Source organism: Bacillus sp. 3a, from assembly GCF_017161885.1.
Lineage (GTDB): Bacteria > Bacillota > Bacilli > Bacillales > Bacillaceae > Bacillus > Bacillus safensis.
In genome coordinates, this window is the sequence record NZ_CP067376.1 from 2,354,880 (window position 1) to 2,373,245 (window position 18,366).

The window sequence follows — 18,366 nt, forward strand, 5'->3', positions numbered from 1 at the left end:
CTCACAGCTTTTATAGTGAGTTTTTTTGAATGAGGGGGATACTTTACATCTTTTTCTTTGATATAGATCAGAAATTCCTTTAAAGAAGTATAAATGTCAAACAGTGAAATAGCAGGACATTTATATAAAAGACTAATCGCCAAGCCATTTTAACGGCGAACTTCTTCATAAGAAAATGAAGTGGATACAATAAACAGAAAAACATCCTCTAATAATGCATAGAGAATGCTGCTCTGTTTAGAAGGGGGAAATAATTTTAATTTATTTGTTCAATCAGATTCACAAATTCGGGTTCAATATTCCCCTTTAATTTTAAAAAATGACCCACGAATCGTTCCAGCAAGTTTAGACTTCTGCCTAGCAAATTTAAATTTCCCTTCTAATTCCTTTGGTACTTCCATACCTTCAGAAAGCTTAAAACCAACAGCACGTTTTTTCGGGTCATCCACTGTATACAGGACGTTAATTGCAAGACCATCCTCATAAAAGACGTAAGTCCATTTGATATTTTCCACTTGAAAACTTGCCGTTTCTAAAGGTTTGGCTGCAAACTCTAGTTCACGTTCTTCTTTTAACACTCGGTTCACATAATCAAGGGTATCCTGACTTTCGCTGGCAGGTAATACTGTAAATTCATGCTTATATTTGTTCATAAAGTAACGAGCCTCATTAGCACGTAAGCCAGCAAGTGCTTCTGCTACAGGTGAAGACTCTAAACCAATCGTAGACACATTTTTAAAATCAACGATATAGGCCATTTCTATCCCTCCATATCCTTCTTATTTTCGTACAACAGGAATCCACATCTCACCAAGTAATAAGTCGTTTCGCTGCCCCATCTCTCCCACTGCATTTGGTCCACCAACATAGGCGAAATTCTTTGCTTCAGGCAAGACTTGACCAAATGCAATACCAGTAAGCGTTTGATGCAATTCATCAGCGGTTTTAGCTTCCCCTTTAACGATTAGATATTCCCCTTTAGGAAATTGAATTACTCTGTCCGCTTCTGGTAACGATTCCTCTGTCATGACCCCGACATAATGCATCAGCTTGTTATTTACCGCTTCGTTTACGATAAAAATATAGTCATTTGAGGCAATGGCTTTTAAGGTGTCAAGCTTACCTTCTTGTGTGACTGCTTGCCAAAAGTCTGCTTTTTCCTTCATGATGCCCGCATAGTCTGTGTAATGACTCTTAAGTTCAGTTCCTATACCTAACACGTGAAAGCTGTCTTTTTGTTCTAGTATATAATCTGCCATATTCAACACTTCCTTTTGAAAAATTGATCAAATGTTTTTTCTTTTCACTTGATAAATATATAATAGGCTTAAATCATGTCAAAAAATGATACTGTTTAGGGGGATCAGATGAAAAAAGTTGAACGGATTAATACCATCATGCGGTATATAAACAACCGCGCCAACTTTACAATTTCTGAAATCATGAGAGAATTTCATATCTCTCGTTCGACTGCAATTAGAGACATCAGAGAAATTGAAGCTATGGGGATGCCGCTTGTCGCTGAAGTCGGAAGGGACGGGGGGTATTTTGTGATGAACAATTCAGTCCTGCCAACTGTTCGTTTTACCGATAATGAGATTAAAGCTCTTTTTATTGCCTTTATGGCCACGAGAAACCAACAACTCCCTTATTTAAAGAGTCGCCAGTCTTTAGCTGAAAAATTACTAGGACTCATCTCAGAAACCCAGCAAGATGACCTTGTTCTGTTAAATCGCCTCTTGCTATTTGAAGGGACTAATCCGAATAATCCTGATCTGCTTGATTTGACAGATCTCCCTCATCCCATGTTAGAAAAATTAATCCAACTGCTTATTTTGGATCGATATTTACTGATAACCATGAGAGAGGAGAAAGTGATAAAGTCCTATCCTATTTACCTCTTGAACCTTTATCGTGAAAAAAGCCTTTGGCTGATTGAAGGCTTTGATTTAAAGGAAGAGAAGAAACGGATTTTGCCTGTCGACAACCTCACAGATGTTGAACCATGCTCTACAAATAATCGATTAAGCAGGAAAAAGATTTTAGAAAAACTAAGTAAGCAGGAGGAAGTAATCAACCTTGTCCTTGAACTTGGTCCAAAGGCAATTGCACAGTTCAAAAAATACCATCCTTTCAAAATGTCAATTTCTTATACGAATCCTTACCAAACTACAGCCATTTTAAAGACTTTTATCGATGTTAATCATTCAGAAGAAATAACGGAAATGATAAATTGGCTATTTTTCCTAGGCGATGATATCAAGGTCCGGGAAATGCCTGTAGAAATCTTGGAAAGTTTACAAGAGAGACTACTCTTATATTGTCCATAATCAATGCTGGTTAGACCTCTTACTAGATACATGAACGTGAGTCGTATCAAAAAATTCTTGCTCCAAGTTTCGAACAAAATCTCAATGAACCACCAATCTTATTTCCATCTTCTTTAGATCTCAGCTGTTGAAGAAAGATAAATATGCTTTGTCAGAGACGGATCAGCAAGCTTCAATGGCATTGTACACTGTAATGATTGCAACAAAATGACAAAACAGCGATTCCTATGGATTTTGACAAGAAAGACATTAAAAAACATAAAAGGGGGTAATTTTATTGAATTCTTATGATGAAGATCTAATAAAAGATTTGGAATTAAAAGACCTTCTTAAATATGTCAAAGTACATAAAAATCCAAAAATTTATTTAGACTTAATAGAACAAAAATTTGATTTTGCTGGTTCAAAAATAGATTGGTTACAAACCAATAAACATTATAGTAAGAGCTCAAATCATGAATCGTTACTTCCTGATGCTCTTCTATTTATAACCGAATTAAAAGAAAAATATTTAGATAATAACTTACAAGTAATTTACATAGGGGATAACCTTACAGAGTTTGGGTACCAGTTTGAATTAAAACATTTAAAAGAGTTACTAGTCTATTTTTTAGATATCCCACAGCACCACTACTTTATATCCTTAGAAGGCGATTGGTGTATTTGTATTTCATTTGAAAACGATTTGGATTTCGGATTTAGTTTAAACAAAAAATAATTTTGAGCGTCACATATAAGAAAAATAAAAGATGTTAAGAAATGAAAAAACCTTGACTGGCTCTATACCATTCTAGGTTTTTTGCGTTTATTGGTTCTCAAATTGTACAAGCCTGAAAGCACACTCAAATGGTGTGTTTTTCTTATGAAAAGAGAACACAATCGCTGCACAGCACGTGCTGAAGACATTTGGACTTCTTTGATGCATGTGAGTTGATTAGACTTATAAGCAAAGGGAAAGAAAGGAGGAATTCCAACTGTACTTAACCAAAAGGGGCACGATGTTACTATCGATGCTGCTTCATACGACATCTTATCTATCAATAGAAGATTTGCAGAATCGAATGAACGTTTCGACTCGAACCGTTTACGCTGAAATCAAGCGAATGAACAGCTGGCTGGAAACTCATCAGCTTAGTGGTGTGCAGCGAAAAGGCCAACTTGGCTATTATTTAAACCCTCATGAAAAAGAAGTCATTATTCAAAAAGCTGACACCATGCTTGTTGGTCACGATTATGAACCATGTGTAAAGGAACGAAGGGCTATCTTGCTTTTATCCATTGCATGCAGCGAGCATTGCCTAAGAATTGATGATTTTATGAAGATGACAAAGGTGAGCCGAAATACATTACTCGAGGATATGAAACAGCTAAAAGAAGCGCTTTCAAACCAGGAGATCACACTCCGCTATCAGGCAGCAAGCGGTTATGTCATTTCAGGTGACGAAAGGGCCATTCGATTGGCACTCAAACCTTATATACATTTCATTCGCACCATGATAAAAAACGAAAAAACGTTTCCGTCGTTTTGGTTAAAGGGACCTATTTCATCCAAACGGGTACACCATCTCCTCCAGCAGTCAGAACAAGAACTTAAGCTTGAATTTGCAGATGAGATGCTGGATCAGCTCTCTTTGGATCTCTTTTTTTACTTCAAGCGGATGAAGCTGGGGCATGCCGTACACATTTCAAACGAAGAAAAACGAACATTGCAGGAAACAGAGGAATGCTTGGCTGCTATTCGTTTCATGGCGCAGATTCAAAAAGAGGCCAGTCTCATTGTTCATGATGATGAGATCTATTTTCTTAGCACCTTATGGCTCAGTGCCAAAAAACAAAAACTTCCATCAATTAAAAAACCAGAAGAACATCTCATTCGCACCATCGCCAGACAAATGATCTTTGACTTTCAGCGATATGCTTGTATTTCCTTTCAAGAACCTAAAGCATTGGAGCAAAACTTAACAATGCATTTAATTCCAGCCTATTACAGGCTCATCTATCACATTGGTATGATCAACGAACTGACGGATTCTATAAAAAAAGCACAGCCAGAAGTGTTTGAAATCACTCAAAAAGTTGCATGTCATTTAGAAAAGGCGGCCTGTTCAAAGTTGAGTGACCATGAAATTGCATATCTCGCCATGCATTTTGGCAGCTGGATGAGAAGAGAAGGAATTTCATCCATTGTCAGGCGTTCTGTATACATTGTCTGCGGAGAAGGAATCGGCACAAGTAACATGCTGAAAACTCAGCTTCTCGAATTAATCGGCTACATTGAAGTACGCGGACTGTTATCAAAGCGTGCATATGAAGAATTAGCAGCAGTTGATGCAGAATTCGTTGTGTCCACAACACCTATTTCGTTTAAAGGAAAACCAGTTCATCTCGTTCATCCTATTTTAACTGCCTATGAGAAAAAAACATTACTTCAATACGGAAAAGGCTCAGAAACGAAGATTGACGAGAAGCATGTAAACGCTTTATTCAACATCATTCAGCAGCATACCATTGTACAAAATAAACAAGCACTGCTTCATGACATTCGGGAGCTGCTACATCCCACATATGTATCTTATCAGAAAGGGTGGAACCCAGTGTTAAATGATTTATTAACAGAACAAACCATCAAGCTCCACCAAACAGCAGACACATGGCAAGAGGCGATTACAAAAGCGGCGCAGCCTTTACTTGATCAAAATGCTATTAAACCAAGTTATGTAGAAGCCATGATACAGTCTGTTCATCAAAATGGTCCTTATATTGTCATTGCACCACAAGTGGCCATTCCACATGCAAGGCCCGAGGATGGCGTGAACAAATTGAGCATGACACTCATGTCATTCAAACAGCCCATTTCGTTTTCAAAGGATGGAAAAAAGCAGGTGCGGCTCGTCATTGTGTTAGCTGCTATTGACAGCATGAGCCACTTGAAAGCACTCAAACAGCTAACCATGCTGTTAAGTGAAGAGAAACGCACGAAACAATTGATTGAAGCAGAAGATTTAGCATCGGTTCAAAAACTAATTGATCAATTTTCACAACTATAAAGGGGGAGTAAGAAAATGAAAAAAATTCTTGTTGTGTGTGGAAACGGGTTAGGAAGCAGCTTTATTGTAGAAATGAATGTCAAAAAAGCGTTAGAAGAATTAGGTCTTAAAGCTGAAGTGGATCATACCGATCTCAGTACAAGTAAAAATGAACAAGCAGACCTTTATATCGGAGCAGCTGATATTATTGACCAGCTGAATGACGGCACAAGAAATGTGGCTGGCTTAAACAATTTGTTAGACCAGGAAGCCATTAAAGACGTCCTTCGTCAACACATTTAAGTCATGAAAAAGGGGGATTCACATCATGATAGAACTGATCATGAACGATATATTGGGCACACCTGCCATTCTCATCGGTTTGTTTGCACTAGCCGGTTTACTTTTGCAGAAAAAATCAGCTGCAGACACTGTGTCAGGCACCTTGAAAACAACCATGGGTTTCTTAATATTAGGGGCGGGCGCTACAGTCGTCTCTGATTCACTTGGGGTTTTTCGAAAGATGTTTGAAGCAGCCTTTCACATTCAAGGGGTTGTCCCAAATACAGATGCTATGGCCGCCATTGCTCAAAAGGAATTCGGTACACAGACAGCACTTATCATGATTTTTGGTATGCTGGTCAATTTGTTACTTGCAAGATTTACACCCTTTAAATATGTCTTTTTGACTGGTCACCACACGTTGTATATGGCGGCGATGCTCGCCGTCGTTCTCTCGACAGCCGGCATGCACGGGTGGCTGCTCATCTCCATTGGCTCAATGATATTAGGGGCAGCTATGGTCATTGCACCCGCAATCCTTCAACCGTTTACGAGGAAAGTCACTGGAAGCAATGATCTCGCGCTTGGGCACTTCAGTACTTTCGGTTATTTTACTGCGGGAATGATCGGCAAATGGGTTGGATCTCCAGAAAAATCAACGGAAACCATTCAAGTGCCTAAATCACTCGGTTTTCTAAGAGATACATCTGTTGCCATTTCGATTACGATGGCTTTACTGTTCTTTGCAATTGCACCGTTTGCAGGAATTCCTTATATAGAACAAATTAGCGGTGGCACGAACTTCGCTGTCTTCATTCTCATTCAGGCGATTACGTTTGCTGCTGGTGTGTACATTATTTTAGCAGGGGTACGGATGGCCATTGGCGAGATCGTGCCTGCGTTTAAAGGGATTGCCGATCGATTCGTGAAGGGGGCAAAGCCGGCACTTGATGCGCCAACCGTTTTTCCATTTGCGCCAAATGCGGTCATTATCGGTTTTTTATGCAGCTTTGCAGGAGGCATCGTATCCATTTTTCTTTTACCTTTGTTTGGTTTGACTGTCATTGTCCCTGGACTTGTCCCGCACTTTTTTTGCGGTGCTACAGCAGGCGTGTATGGCAATGCAACAGGAGGGGTTAGAGGTGCTGTCGCTGGGGCCTTTGTAAATGGATTGCTTCTTTCCTTTTTACCTGCCTGTTTATTACCTGTGTTAGGAGCCCTTGGCTTTGAAGGGACAACGTTTGGAGATACAGACTTTGGTATCATCGGAATCTTGATTGGATTGATCAAGTTTTTATTTCAGCTGTAAAAAGGAGGCGCCTGAGAATGACAGCCGTTTTTTCACCTTCATTGATGTGCATGGATCTAACGCACTTCCGTGAACAAATTCATCTTCTCAACACGAGAGCAGACCGGTACCATGTCGACGTGATGGATGGGCATTATGTGAAGAATATGACGTTATCACCCTTTTTCATTGAACAGCTTCGGAAACTGACAAATTTACCGATTGATGTTCATCTAATGGCCGAACATCCGCAGGAATTTTTAATCGATGCATGTATTGATGCAGGCGCAACGATGATTTGTTTACACCCAGAAGTCGTGCAAAAAGATGCCTTTCGAATCATCCGGCATATTCACCAAAGAAAATGTGATGTTGGCTTTGTTCTAAATCCCGCCACACCAGTTGCAGCATTAGATTCCTTTATTCATTTAATAGACAGAGTGACGATCATGACAATCGATCCAGGCTTTGCCGGACAGCCTTTTATTAAAGAAATGCTTCAAAAAATTAAACAGGTGAGAGATATCAAAAAGCACGGAGGATACTCGTTTTCAATTGAAGTAGACGGCTCTTGTAATGAGAGCACGTTCCGGCTGCTTGCTGAGGCTGGAAATGAAATTTACATCATCGGCACCTCAGGTTTATTTGGACTTCATAAAGAACTCGACACTGCTTGGGAAAGAATGAAGCAAATATTTGCAAAAGAAACAGCCTCAATCGAATCACGTTAGTAAAAGAGAGGATGAAAACCATCCTCTTTTTTACGCAAATTTTACTAAAACACAATTCATTCACCAGAACTTACCCAAAAACAAAATAAAAATCAAAAATTCATAATTGAAAGCGCTTTATTTATGTGTTATCCTTCAAATATCTTTAGTAAATATTTAGTCAAATAACGATGAGGAGTTTGCCTATGACCACACTCAAAGATATTGCTCATGATGCAAAAGTGTCCGTTTCCACTGTATCCCGTGTGTTAAATGGCGATCAAACGCTTGCCGTTTCACACGCAACGAGACAAAACATCCTCGACATTGCTAAGAAGTTAAACTATACCCCAGTGAGAGCAAGAAAAGCAGATCAAGCAGAAGAAATAAGCCCATCTGAATCCCCAGTCATCGGTGTCGTTGTCGCTCAATCCATTGACGAAGAATTAAATGATCCCTTTTTTTCATCGATCCGAAAAGGAATTGAAAAAGAATATGCCAAACAAGGCCTGTCCACTCTCCATACCTTTCGCCTAAGAAGCATGGATAAAGGGGCGATGCTAAAGGATATTGACGGCTTGATCGTCATTGGACGAATCAGCCCGGATACGGTTGAAAAAATGACAAATCGAATGGAACACATTGTTTTTATCAATCATTATGCGGATGAAGATTTGTATGATTGTGTACATGTGGATTTTGTCAGAGCGGCAGATCGCGCCATTCGTCATCTGCAATCTCTCGGCTATACACATCTAGGCTATATTGGCGGGAAAGAGCGGGAGCATTATTTTGAAGGTAATGCTGTGATTGAGGACGAAAGACAAACGACGTTTATGAAAAGAATGCAGGAGGCGGGCGCTCTTCATATGGAAGACATCCACATTGGTGAATACTCCATGCAAGAAGGCTATACGCTTATGCAGCAAGCGATCAAAAAGGGAAAACTGCCGCAAGCCTTTTTCATTGGAAGTGACTCGATGGCAATCGGCGCAATGCGCGCTCTGCATGAAGCCGGTCTACACGTACCTTCAGATGTATCCATTGTTGGGTTTAATGACATTGAAGCCGCGTCATTTTCAAGTCCGCCGCTTACGACCGTCAAAGTATATACAGAAGAAATGGGGGAAGTCGGTCTGAAGCTTTTGCTTGAGAGAATAAACGGAAGAAAACTTCCTCTAAAAGTCGTCGTGCCAACAACACTCATCGAGCGAGGCAGTACATGTCTCATCCATGAAAGGGGGTGAACCATAGATTTCAGCACACAAAAAAGAGACAAAAAAGCAGAAAGCAAGCTGCTTAGCATGATGGCCAGATCATGCTAAGAACAAGGCAGCCTGCCGGTATGCTCTCTTATCTCTTAGAAAAGAATAGAATTCCAGTATAATGGACTTCCTTTGTTTCCGCAACTGCATGAATTCTACCGATTATCGTCTGAATTTTCAGTGATTAAAAGGAGGAAACCATGAATAAAAAAATCATGCTGCTGACTGCTGCCATGTTCTTGACCATGATTTTGTCTGCTTGCGGTAATAACAGCTCATCTGAAGCAAATGGAAAGGTCACCTTGACGCTATTTTCAACGATGAGCAACAGCGGGGAAAGAAAAGCGTTTGAAGAAGTCATTCGCGAGTTTGAGAAGGAGCATCAACAGATTCGAATCGATGCTAATTTCCCAGGCAACAGCTATGAAGATATGATCCGCGTCAAAATGGGAGCAAACGATATGCCAGACCTGTTTGATACACATGGCTGGGCCAAACTGCGCTATAGCGAGTATGTGGCTGATTTAAAAGAGATGGATTGGGTCAAACAGCTTGATCCTTCACTCGACCAGATTTTAAAAGACCAAGATGGGAAAGTGTACGCTTATCCGCTGAATCAAGCAAAAGACGGGCTTAGCTTTAATGCCAATCTATTAAAGGAATATGGCATAGAAGTGCCTAGAACACTTGATGAATTAAAATCTGCTTTGCTGACAGTGAAAGAAAAGAGCAAAGGAGATGTTGTGCCGCTCTGGATACCAGGAGGAGATAACTCAAATATTGCCCAAGTCTTTGATGAGCTGGCGACGCCTTTATTAATCACCGATCAAAAGCATCAATACGGAAAAGAACTTGAAAACGGATCATTTGATTGGTCTCTCTATACCCCGCTTGCACAATTCATGAAAGATCTGAAGGATCAAGACCTTTTAAACAAGGATGTCCTGACAGCGAAACTCTCTCAAGCGCCTGAACTCATGGCACAAAACAAAATCGCCTTCACCTTTGTCGGAGGATCCTTAGGACCTGAAGCAACAGAGCTGAATTCATCGATCAAAGTAGGCACGATGCCTGTTCCAGCCATTCATAAAGGAGATGAACAAAGCTGGATTGGCGGAGAACGTTTTACTGTTGCTGCTTGGAAAGACTCTAAGCATCTAAAAGAAGCAAAACAATTCATCGATTTTTTAGCAAAACCTGAAAACGCAAAAAAAATCGCAGAGGGCACATCCTCTGAAACAGCTCTAAAACAAGTGAAAGCGAAAAACTATTACTCTACATTTTACGATCAATACAAACAGGTGAAGATTGAACCGTATTTCGATCGAAAATACTTACCAAGCGGAATGTGGGCGGTCATGGCAACAACCGGTCAAGAATTATTAGCAGGCTCCATCACACCAGAACAGTTATCAAAGAAAATGGAAGAGGAATATAAGCGTTTGAAAAAACAATAGCCGATGGATGCTGAAACAGGAGTGAAGCCAATGAATGACATCACAAAAGCAAAGCAGCCAGCCGCATTCACCTCTTTACCAAAAGAAAAGATGCAAAAACAACAGAATTCCTCACTTTGGTGGATGTACATGCCAGCTGTTCTCGTCGTCAGTACCTTTATCATTTATCCTTTTTTGAACGGCATTCAGCTTTCTTTTACGAATTGGAACGGTTTCTCACAAACTTATCAATGGATTGGTCTTGAGCAATATCAAAGACTGCTTCAGGATCAAGCGACATGGCTTGTTGTCAAAAACACGCTTCTCTATGGAATTGGGAGCACCATCTTGCAAAATATCATCGGACTTGGATATGCTCTTTTATTAAATCAAAGCTTAAAGATGAAAGCCATCACAAGAACGGTCATCTATTTACCTGTCATGATCAGCCCGATTGCGATGGGCTATATTTGGTATTTTGTGTTTGCTTACCAAGGCGGTGCCTTAAATGATGTGGTGACGCTTTTTGGATTCGATCAAATAAATGCGCTCGGCAATCCGGAATTAAACACATGGATCATTGTGCTTGTCAACACATATCAATTTGTGGGGATTGCGATGATCATTTATTTAGCAGGACTTCAAAGTATTCCTAAGGATTATTATGAAGCGGCTCAATTAGACGGCGCATCGAGCTTCCAGCAATTCAGGCGGATTACATTGCCGCTGCTTATGCCGTCGATCACCATTAATGTTGTGCTGAATGTCATTGGCGGGCTCAAGCTCTTTGATGTCATTGTAGCACTCACGGGCGGCGGACCTGGAGATTCCTCGCAATCCATGTCGACCTTTATGTATGATCTGTATTTCAAACGTCAGGATGCAGGCTATGCAGCGACGCAAGGGGTGTTCATGGCGGTCATCATCCTTGTCATTAGTGTCGCAGCGCTGATTTATTTCAAACGAAAGGAGACCGAGGTGTGATGGATAACGCCTATAAACGCAAGAAAAGATGGTACTCTGTCCTCGCACTATTGATCACATTGCTGCACCTCATTCCATTTTATATTTTGGTGACAACATCATTAAAGGGGATAGGAGATTTCAGTTCAAAATGGCTGTTTCCGAAAGCACTGCATCTTGAAAACTTCCGCACAGCATGGACAGAGGCTCAGCTTGGCCAGTCCTTTTTGAATACAGTGATCATTACGTTCAGTTCCGCTGTATTGCTCATTATCTTTGGATCTCTTGCAGCCTATCCGCTTGCAAGAAGGAACACAAAGCTGAATAAAGCAGTCTATGTTTTATTTATTGCCATTATGGTCATTCCACCGCTTACAGCCCTTGTCCCGCTCTATAAAATGGTCGTTCAAATCGGGATGATGAATACCTATCAAATTGCTATTTTAAATAATGTGGCTGCTTTTTTGCCGCTGACAATTTTCTTATACGCAGGCTTTATCCGGTCGACAATTCCAAAGGAGCTTGAAGAAGCTGCTCGTATTGATGGAGCAGGGACACTCAGAGTTTTTTTCACAGTCGTTTTTCCGCTTTTGAAGCCCATTACCGCTTCCGTATTAATCATTGCCTGCGTGTATATTTGGAACGACTATCAATTTGCTATCTTCTTTTTGCAAGATAAAGAGATGCATACACTCACAGTCGCCTTATCCCATTTTTTTGGTCAAAATCAGCATCAGCTTCAGCTCGTTGGGGCAGCTGCACTCATTGCGATGCTGCCAATGGTCACAATGTTTTTACTTTTGCAAAAATATTTTATCGCAGGGCTTTCACAAGGCTCTGTCAAAGGCTAGCCCAATATGGATGTAAAAAGGAGAGTCGTCTATGTCTAAAATTACATTTATCGGTGCAGGGAGTACCGTGTTTGCTAAAAATATATTAGGAGATTGTCTGTTTGTTCCCGCCCTTGCAGGGTTTGAATTTGCATTATATGATATCGACCACAACCGGTTGAAAGAATCAGAAACAATGCTGTCGCATTTAAAAGCAAATTACGATGCAAACGTGACCATCCAGTCCTATCACAACCGCAAAGAAGCCTTAAAGGATGCAAAATATGTCATCAATGCCATCCAAGTTGGAGGCTATCGGCCAAGTACTGTCATTGATTTTGAAATACCTAAAAAATACGGATTAAGACAAACGATCGCGGATACGGTAGGGATCGGCGGCATCTTCCGTTCCCTTCGGACGATTCCTGTCATGCTAGACTTTGCAAAGGATATGGAAGAGGTGTGTCCAAATGCTTTATTGTTAAATTACACGAATCCAATGGCCACACTGACTGGTACGATGCTTCGCTATACACAGATTCAAACGGTTGGTCTCTGTCATAGTGTGCAGGTGTGTACAAAGGACCTATTTGAATCTCTTGAAATGGAACATGAAGGCATTGAAGAAAAAATCGCCGGCATTAACCATATGGCATGGTTATTAGAGGTAAAACGAGACGGAAAAGACTTGTATCCAGAAATCAAAAGACGAGCAAAAGAAAAGCAGCAATCGCGGCATCATGATATGGTTCGTTTTGAACTGATGGATAAATTCGGCTACTATGTCACAGAATCCTCAGAGCACAATGCCGAATACCATCCATATTTCATCAAATCACGGTACCCTGAACTAATCGGTCAGTTTAACATTCCGCTCGATGAATACCCGAGACGCTGCGAGGAACAAATCAACAATTGGAATACAATGAAGCATGACCTTGTGGGAAACACACAGATCACACATACCCGCTCAAAAGAATATGGTTCCCGGATCATTGAAGCGATTGAAACGAACGTTCCCTTTAAATTTGGCGGAAATGTTCTGAACACTGGCGGGCTCATTGACAACCTGCCTGAAAAAGCTTGTGTAGAAGTACCGTGTGTGGCAGATCGAAGCGGCATCATGCCATGCTATGTCGGAGAAATACCTGAACAATTGGCAGGTCTCAATCGAACGAATATCAGCTCACAGCTGATGACCATTGAAGCAGCAATCAGCGGTAAAAAAGAACACATTTATCAAGCAGCTCTACTGGATCCACACACAAGCGCTGAATTATCAATTGACGACACCATTAAATTATGTGATGAACTCATTGAAGCACATGGAGAAATGCTGCCAAATTATATAGAACCAAATCAATATGCCGCATCAACCAAATAACAGAATGAACCAGTCTCTACCTGATGCACCGCGCATCAGGTTTTTGTTATGAAGCAAAAAGAGGATTGACTGAGGGCAATTTTAATATTATGATTTTTCTAAAGTTAATCAACAGTTAACCAAAAACACATCATGAGTTTTTGGCATTCTAGTGTCACATGTCACAAACAAACCAGTTTATCACAACGTAAACCAAAACTGCCGTTTGATTTGACAAAGAGTGTATACAGATGAATGCCCGTTAGATGAGACAATGACGATACATACACACCCTTTAAGCATGACATTCTTTAACAAAGAGGAGAGAGGGAACATGACCAAAACAGATGTACAAATGTTGAAAAATTATATTGGCGGACAATGGATTGAGGCAGAAACAAGTCAAACAGAGGCAGTGTATAACCCAGCTACTGGCAAAATCATCGCGGAAGTGCCGCTTTCAACAAAAACGGATGTTGAACGTGCGGTACAAGCAGCACAGAAAGCGTTTACCACTTGGTCTAAAACTGCTGTTCCCCGCCGTGCACGCATTTTATTTAAATACCAGCAGTTACTCGTTGAGAACTGGGATGAGCTGGCTGAACTCGTAACGATCGAAAACGGAAAAAGTGTAACAGAGGCAAAAGGAGAAGTACAGCGCGGGATTGAATGTGTGGAATTTGCTGCGGGCGCACCGACGTTAATGATGGGAAAACAGCTGCCAGATATTGCGACTGGACTTGAATCAGGCATGTACCGCTATCCAATTGGCGTCATCGGCGGCATTACGCCATTTAACTTTCCAATGATGGTTCCATGCTGGATGTTCCCGCTTGCAATTGCCTGCGGAAATACGTTTGTTTTAAAACCTTCAGAACGAACACCTATTCTTGCAGCACGGTTAGCAGAACTGTTTGAAGAAGCGGGTCTTCCAAAAGGTGTTCTCAACATTGTCAATGGAGCTCATGATGTCGTCAACGGCCTGCTTGAACATCAAAAGGTCAAAGCCATATCATTTGTCGGCTCTCAGCCAGTCGCTGAATATGTCTATAAAAAAGGAACGGAGCATGGCAAACGTGTCCAAGCACTTGCAGGCGCAAAGAATCACTCCATTGTCCTCAAAGATGCGGATTTAGACGCAGCAACGAAACAAATCATTGGGGCTGCCTTTGGATCAGCGGGAGAGCGCTGCATGGCCGCAGCCGTTGTCGCAGTGGAAGAAGAAGTGGCTGATGAGTTGATTCAAAAATTAGTGGATGAATCAAACGAGCTCGTCATTGGAAACGGGATCAATGAAGACGTCTTTCTTGGTCCAGTCATTCGAAAGGAACATAAAGAACGAACGCTTCAATACATCCAGTCAGGGATTGAAGAAGGAGCAAGCCTCATTCGTGATGGCCGGCAAGACCACGAAACAAATGGAGAAGGGTATTTCGTCGGACCGACAATCTTTGATCATGTCACAAATCAAATGAAAATTTGGCAGGACGAGATTTTCGCCCCAGTCTTATCAATTGTCCGTGTTTCTTCATTAGCAGAAGCAATCGACCTGTCCAATCAATCAAAATTTGCGAATGGTGCCTGCCTGTATACGGACAGCGCATCAAGCATAAGAGAATTTCGCGAAAACATCGAAGCGGGAATGCTCGGTGTAAACATCGGTGTACCCGCACCAATGGCATTCTTCCCTTTTTCCGGCTGGAAGGATTCTTTCTACGGAGACTTGCATGCCAATGGAACAGACGGAGTGGAGTTTTACACAAGAAAGAAAATGGTCACCGCTCGTTATATGTAAGCTATATGCAATGAATCATAAGGAGAAAAAATGCAGTCCCAGCATGGGAGACTGCATTTTTTGTTGTCTTCTAGTCAAAAAGTAAGGGTTTTCATTGTGATTCCAGCAAGGATTTGCAGTAGAAATCATTCTTTCTATTCATTCTTCATCAGTATCTATCAACATATTTTGAAATTGGGCCTAAACCCCAATATAAGGAAGATGAAAACAGGAGGAAATGAAACGATGAGGACGAGGATGAAGTGCGGCGTTGGTTTATTGATTTTTGCTTTGGTACTGAGCTTTTTACCGGTATATGATGCGAGTGCGGCAAGCACAACAATTGCAAAACGTGTAGGAAATGCAAACCCGCTCATAGACCACCACTTGGGCGCTGATCCGTTTGCGCTCACCTATAACGGAAGAGTGTACATTTATATGTCGAGTGATGACTATGAATATCACAGCAACGGAACGATTAAGGATAATTCTTTTGCCAATTTGAATAGGGTCTTCGTCATCTCTTCAGCAGATATGGTGAACTGGACAGATCATGGCGCGATTCCAGTAGCCGGGGCTAATGGAGCAAATGGCGGCAAAGGGATCGCTAAATGGGCAGGTGCTTCCTGGGCTCCATCAGCGGCGGTGAAAAAAATCAATGGGAAAGATAAATTTTTCCTTTATTTCGCGAACAGCGGCGGAGGGATTGGGGTTCTGACAGCAGACTCCCCAATCGGTCCATGGACAGATCCTATCGGAAAAGCGCTCGTCACACCAAATACACCAGGAATGTCCGGGGTTGTATGGCTGTTTGATCCAGCCGTTTTTGTAGATGATGACGGCACTGGTTATTTATATGCCGGTGGAGGCGTACCAGGCGGTTCTAATCCAACGCAGGGACAATGGGCCAATCCGAAAACAGCAAGAGTCTTAAAACTAGGGCCTGATATGACAAGTGTTGTGGGCAGCGCTTCGACCATTGATGCTCCTTTTATGTTTGAAGACTCAGGGATGCATAAGTATAACGGAACCTATTACTATTCCTATTGCATCAACTTTGGCGGCTCCCACCCAGCAGATAAACCACCTGGTGAGATCGGTTATATGACGAGCTCAAGTCCGATGGGTCCCTTTGGTCCCTTTACGTATAGAGGGCATTTCCTGAAAAATCCGGGTGCATTTTTCGGTGGAGGCGGTAACAACCATCATGCTGTGTTCAATTTTAAAAACGAGTGGTATGTCGTGTATCATACCCAAACAGTCAGCTCTGCTTTATACGGGGCAGGAAAAGGCTACAGATCTCCACATATAAATAAGCTCGTGCATAATGCTGACGGCTCCCTTCGAGAGGTAGCAGCCAATTTTGAAGGGGTCAAACAGCTTTCCAACCTGAATCCTTATCAGCGGGTAGAAGCTGAAACATTCGCATGGAATGGACGCATTTTGACAGAGGCATCTTCAGCTCCAGGCGGACCGGTCAATAACCAGCATGTCACAAACATTCAAAACGGAGATTGGGTGGCTGCCAGTAACGTCGATTTCGGATCAAACGGCGCAAGAACATTTAAAGCCAATGTAGCATCAAATGCAGGCGGAAAAATAGAAGTACGCCTCGGAAGCCCTGACGGCAGACTCGTTGGGACACTAAATGTCCCTTCCACAGGCGGAACAAACAATTGGCGAGAAGTAGAAACGACAGTAAACGGAGCAGCTGGCGTGCACAACGTATTTTTTGTCTTTACTGGAACAGGTTCAAACCTATTTCAGTTTGATTCCTGGCGGTTTACTCAATAACAAAGGATGACAAAATGATAGGAGAGTGGAAAAATTTGATGTCAATGATCAAAAAACCAATCTGTACTTTATTGATCTGCTTCACCATGCTGTCTGTCATGTTCATCGGACCTGGCGTCACTGAAGTTTCAGCAGCAGATGCCAATATTAATATCAATGCAGAAAGACAAGTGATTCGCGGCTTTGGCGGAATGAACCACCCGGCTTGGATTGGTGATTTGACCGCACCTCAAAGGGAAACCGCTTTTGGCAATGGGCAGAATCAATTAGGGTTTTCCATTCTAAGAATTTTTGTAGATGAGAACAGAAATAATTGGCACAGAGAGGTCGCCACAGCCAAAAGAGCAATAGAGCATGGAGCTTTAGTGATCGCTTCACCTTGGAATCCTCCAAGCCATATGGTCGAGACTTTCAACCGTAATGGTACAACTGCAAAGCGTCTGAGATACAATCAATACGCTGCATATGCTCAGCATCTGAACGATTTTGTGACGTATATGAAAAATAATGGCGTCAATCTCTATGCTATCTCAGTACAAAACGAGCCCGATTATGCACATGAATGGACATGGTGGACTCCTCAGGAAATCCTGCGTTTCATGAGAGAAAATGCCGGCTCCATTAATGCCCGCGTGATTGCACCAGAATCCTTTCAATACCTTAAAAATATATCAGATCCTATCTTAAATGATCCGCAGGCGCTAAGAAATATGGACATTCTCGGAGCCCATTTGTACGGAACCCAAATCAGCCAGCTTCCGTATCCTCTGTTCAAACAAAAAGGAGGGGGAAAGGAGCTTTGGATGACAGAGGTCTACTACCCGAATAGCGATAACAATTCAGCGGACCGCTGGCCTGAGGCATTAGGGGTTTCAGAGCATATTCACCATTCGATGGTAGAAGGGGACTTTCAGGCATATGTTTGGTGGTACATCCGCAGATCCTACGGCCCTATGAAGGAAGATGGCCTGATCAGTAAACGCGGTTACAACATGGCGCATTTCTCCAAGTTTGTACGCCCAGGATACGTCAGAATTGATGCAACGAAAAGTCCTGAACCAAATGTTTTCGTATCTGCCTACAAAGGAAACAATCAGGTCGTCATTGTCGCGATTAACAAAAACAATACAGGAGTCAATCAGCACTTTGTGATGCAAAATGGAACTGCTTCGCAAGCATCAAGATGGATTACGAGCAGCAACAGCAACCTTCAGCCGGGTACAGACTTAAATATATCAGGTAATCAATTTTGGGCTCATCTCCCGGCTCAAAGTGTGACAACATTTGTAGTCAAACGCTAAAAAA

Annotated in this window: 16 protein-coding genes; 14 read left to right on the top strand and 2 right to left on the bottom strand. The window is 41.7% G+C overall.

Annotation, left to right across the window (positions count from 1 at the left end):
• Positions 1-293: 293 nt before the first annotated feature.
• On the bottom strand, positions 294-758 hold the full coding sequence (locus JJ692_RS11975) for a hypothetical protein (RefSeq protein WP_024425197.1): 465 nt from the start codon (positions 756-758) through the stop codon (positions 294-296).
• 21 nt (positions 759-779) lie between these two features.
• Positions 780-1,259: a GyrI-like domain-containing protein gene (locus tag JJ692_RS11980; RefSeq protein WP_206533810.1), complete on the bottom strand. Its 480-nt coding sequence runs from the start codon at positions 1,257-1,259 to the stop codon at positions 780-782.
• Positions 1,260-1,367: 108 nt separating this feature from the next.
• Here JJ692_RS11980 and JJ692_RS11985 point away from each other — a divergent pair, with 108 nt between their 5' ends.
• From JJ692_RS11985 to xynC, 14 genes are all read left to right on the top strand, one after another.
• The gene (locus JJ692_RS11985; protein ID WP_206533811.1) at positions 1,368-2,330 is read left to right on the top strand and encodes a helix-turn-helix transcriptional regulator; all 963 of its coding nucleotides are present in this window, start codon (positions 1,368-1,370) and stop codon (positions 2,328-2,330) included.
• 277 nt (positions 2,331-2,607) lie between these two features.
• On the top strand, positions 2,608-3,048 hold the full coding sequence (locus JJ692_RS11990; protein WP_024425194.1) for a hypothetical protein: 441 nt from the start codon (positions 2,608-2,610) through the stop codon (positions 3,046-3,048).
• Between the two features lie 256 nt (positions 3,049-3,304).
• A complete protein-coding gene (locus JJ692_RS11995) occupies positions 3,305-5,377 on the top strand; it encodes a BglG family transcription antiterminator (protein ID WP_206534467.1) in 2,073 nt (690 codons plus the stop codon).
• Positions 5,378-5,392: 15 nt separating this feature from the next.
• Entirely contained in the window at positions 5,393-5,659 is a 267-nt protein-coding gene (locus JJ692_RS12000; RefSeq protein ID WP_024425192.1) for a PTS sugar transporter subunit IIB, read from the top strand.
• Between the two features lie 25 nt (positions 5,660-5,684).
• On the top strand, positions 5,685-6,947 hold the full coding sequence (locus JJ692_RS12005; protein ID WP_206533812.1) for a PTS ascorbate transporter subunit IIC: 1,263 nt from the start codon (positions 5,685-5,687) through the stop codon (positions 6,945-6,947).
• Between the two features lie 17 nt (positions 6,948-6,964).
• A complete protein-coding gene (gene alsE, locus JJ692_RS12010; protein WP_024425190.1) occupies positions 6,965-7,657 on the top strand; it encodes a D-allulose 6-phosphate 3-epimerase in 693 nt (230 codons plus the stop codon).
• Between the two features lie 185 nt (positions 7,658-7,842).
• The gene (locus tag JJ692_RS12015) at positions 7,843-8,883 is read left to right on the top strand and encodes a LacI family DNA-binding transcriptional regulator (protein WP_206533813.1); all 1,041 of its coding nucleotides are present in this window, start codon (positions 7,843-7,845) and stop codon (positions 8,881-8,883) included.
• Positions 8,884-9,101: 218 nt separating this feature from the next.
• Positions 9,102-10,358: an ABC transporter substrate-binding protein gene (locus JJ692_RS12020; RefSeq protein WP_206533814.1), complete on the top strand. Its 1,257-nt coding sequence runs from the start codon at positions 9,102-9,104 to the stop codon at positions 10,356-10,358.
• Between the two features lie 30 nt (positions 10,359-10,388).
• Positions 10,389-11,321 (top strand): carbohydrate ABC transporter permease, encoded by a 933-nt coding sequence (locus JJ692_RS12025; protein WP_024427131.1) that lies wholly within the window; start codon positions 10,389-10,391, stop codon positions 11,319-11,321.
• Entirely contained in the window at positions 11,321-12,151 is an 831-nt protein-coding gene (locus JJ692_RS12030; RefSeq protein ID WP_024425187.1) for a carbohydrate ABC transporter permease, read from the top strand. The genes JJ692_RS12025 and JJ692_RS12030 overlap by 1 nt, the downstream gene beginning before the upstream one ends.
• A gap of 31 nt (positions 12,152-12,182) precedes the next feature.
• On the top strand, positions 12,183-13,514 hold the full coding sequence (gene melA / locus JJ692_RS12035; RefSeq protein WP_206533815.1) for an alpha-glucosidase/alpha-galactosidase: 1,332 nt from the start codon (positions 12,183-12,185) through the stop codon (positions 13,512-13,514).
• A 313-nt stretch (positions 13,515-13,827) separates the two neighbouring features.
• Positions 13,828-15,288, top strand: coding sequence for a CoA-acylating methylmalonate-semialdehyde dehydrogenase (locus JJ692_RS12040; RefSeq protein ID WP_073205816.1), 1,461 nt, complete (start codon positions 13,828-13,830; stop codon positions 15,286-15,288).
• Between the two features lie 225 nt (positions 15,289-15,513).
• Positions 15,514-17,061 (top strand): glycoside hydrolase family 43 protein, encoded by a 1,548-nt coding sequence (locus JJ692_RS12045; protein ID WP_206533816.1) that lies wholly within the window; start codon positions 15,514-15,516, stop codon positions 17,059-17,061.
• Between the two features lie 35 nt (positions 17,062-17,096).
• Positions 17,097-18,362 carry a glucuronoarabinoxylan endo-1,4-beta-xylanase XynC gene (gene xynC, locus JJ692_RS12050; protein ID WP_073205813.1) on the top strand — a complete coding sequence of 422 codons (1,266 nt, stop codon included), beginning with the start codon at positions 17,097-17,099 and terminating at the stop codon, positions 18,360-18,362.
• The last annotated feature ends 4 nt before the right edge of the window (positions 18,363-18,366 follow it).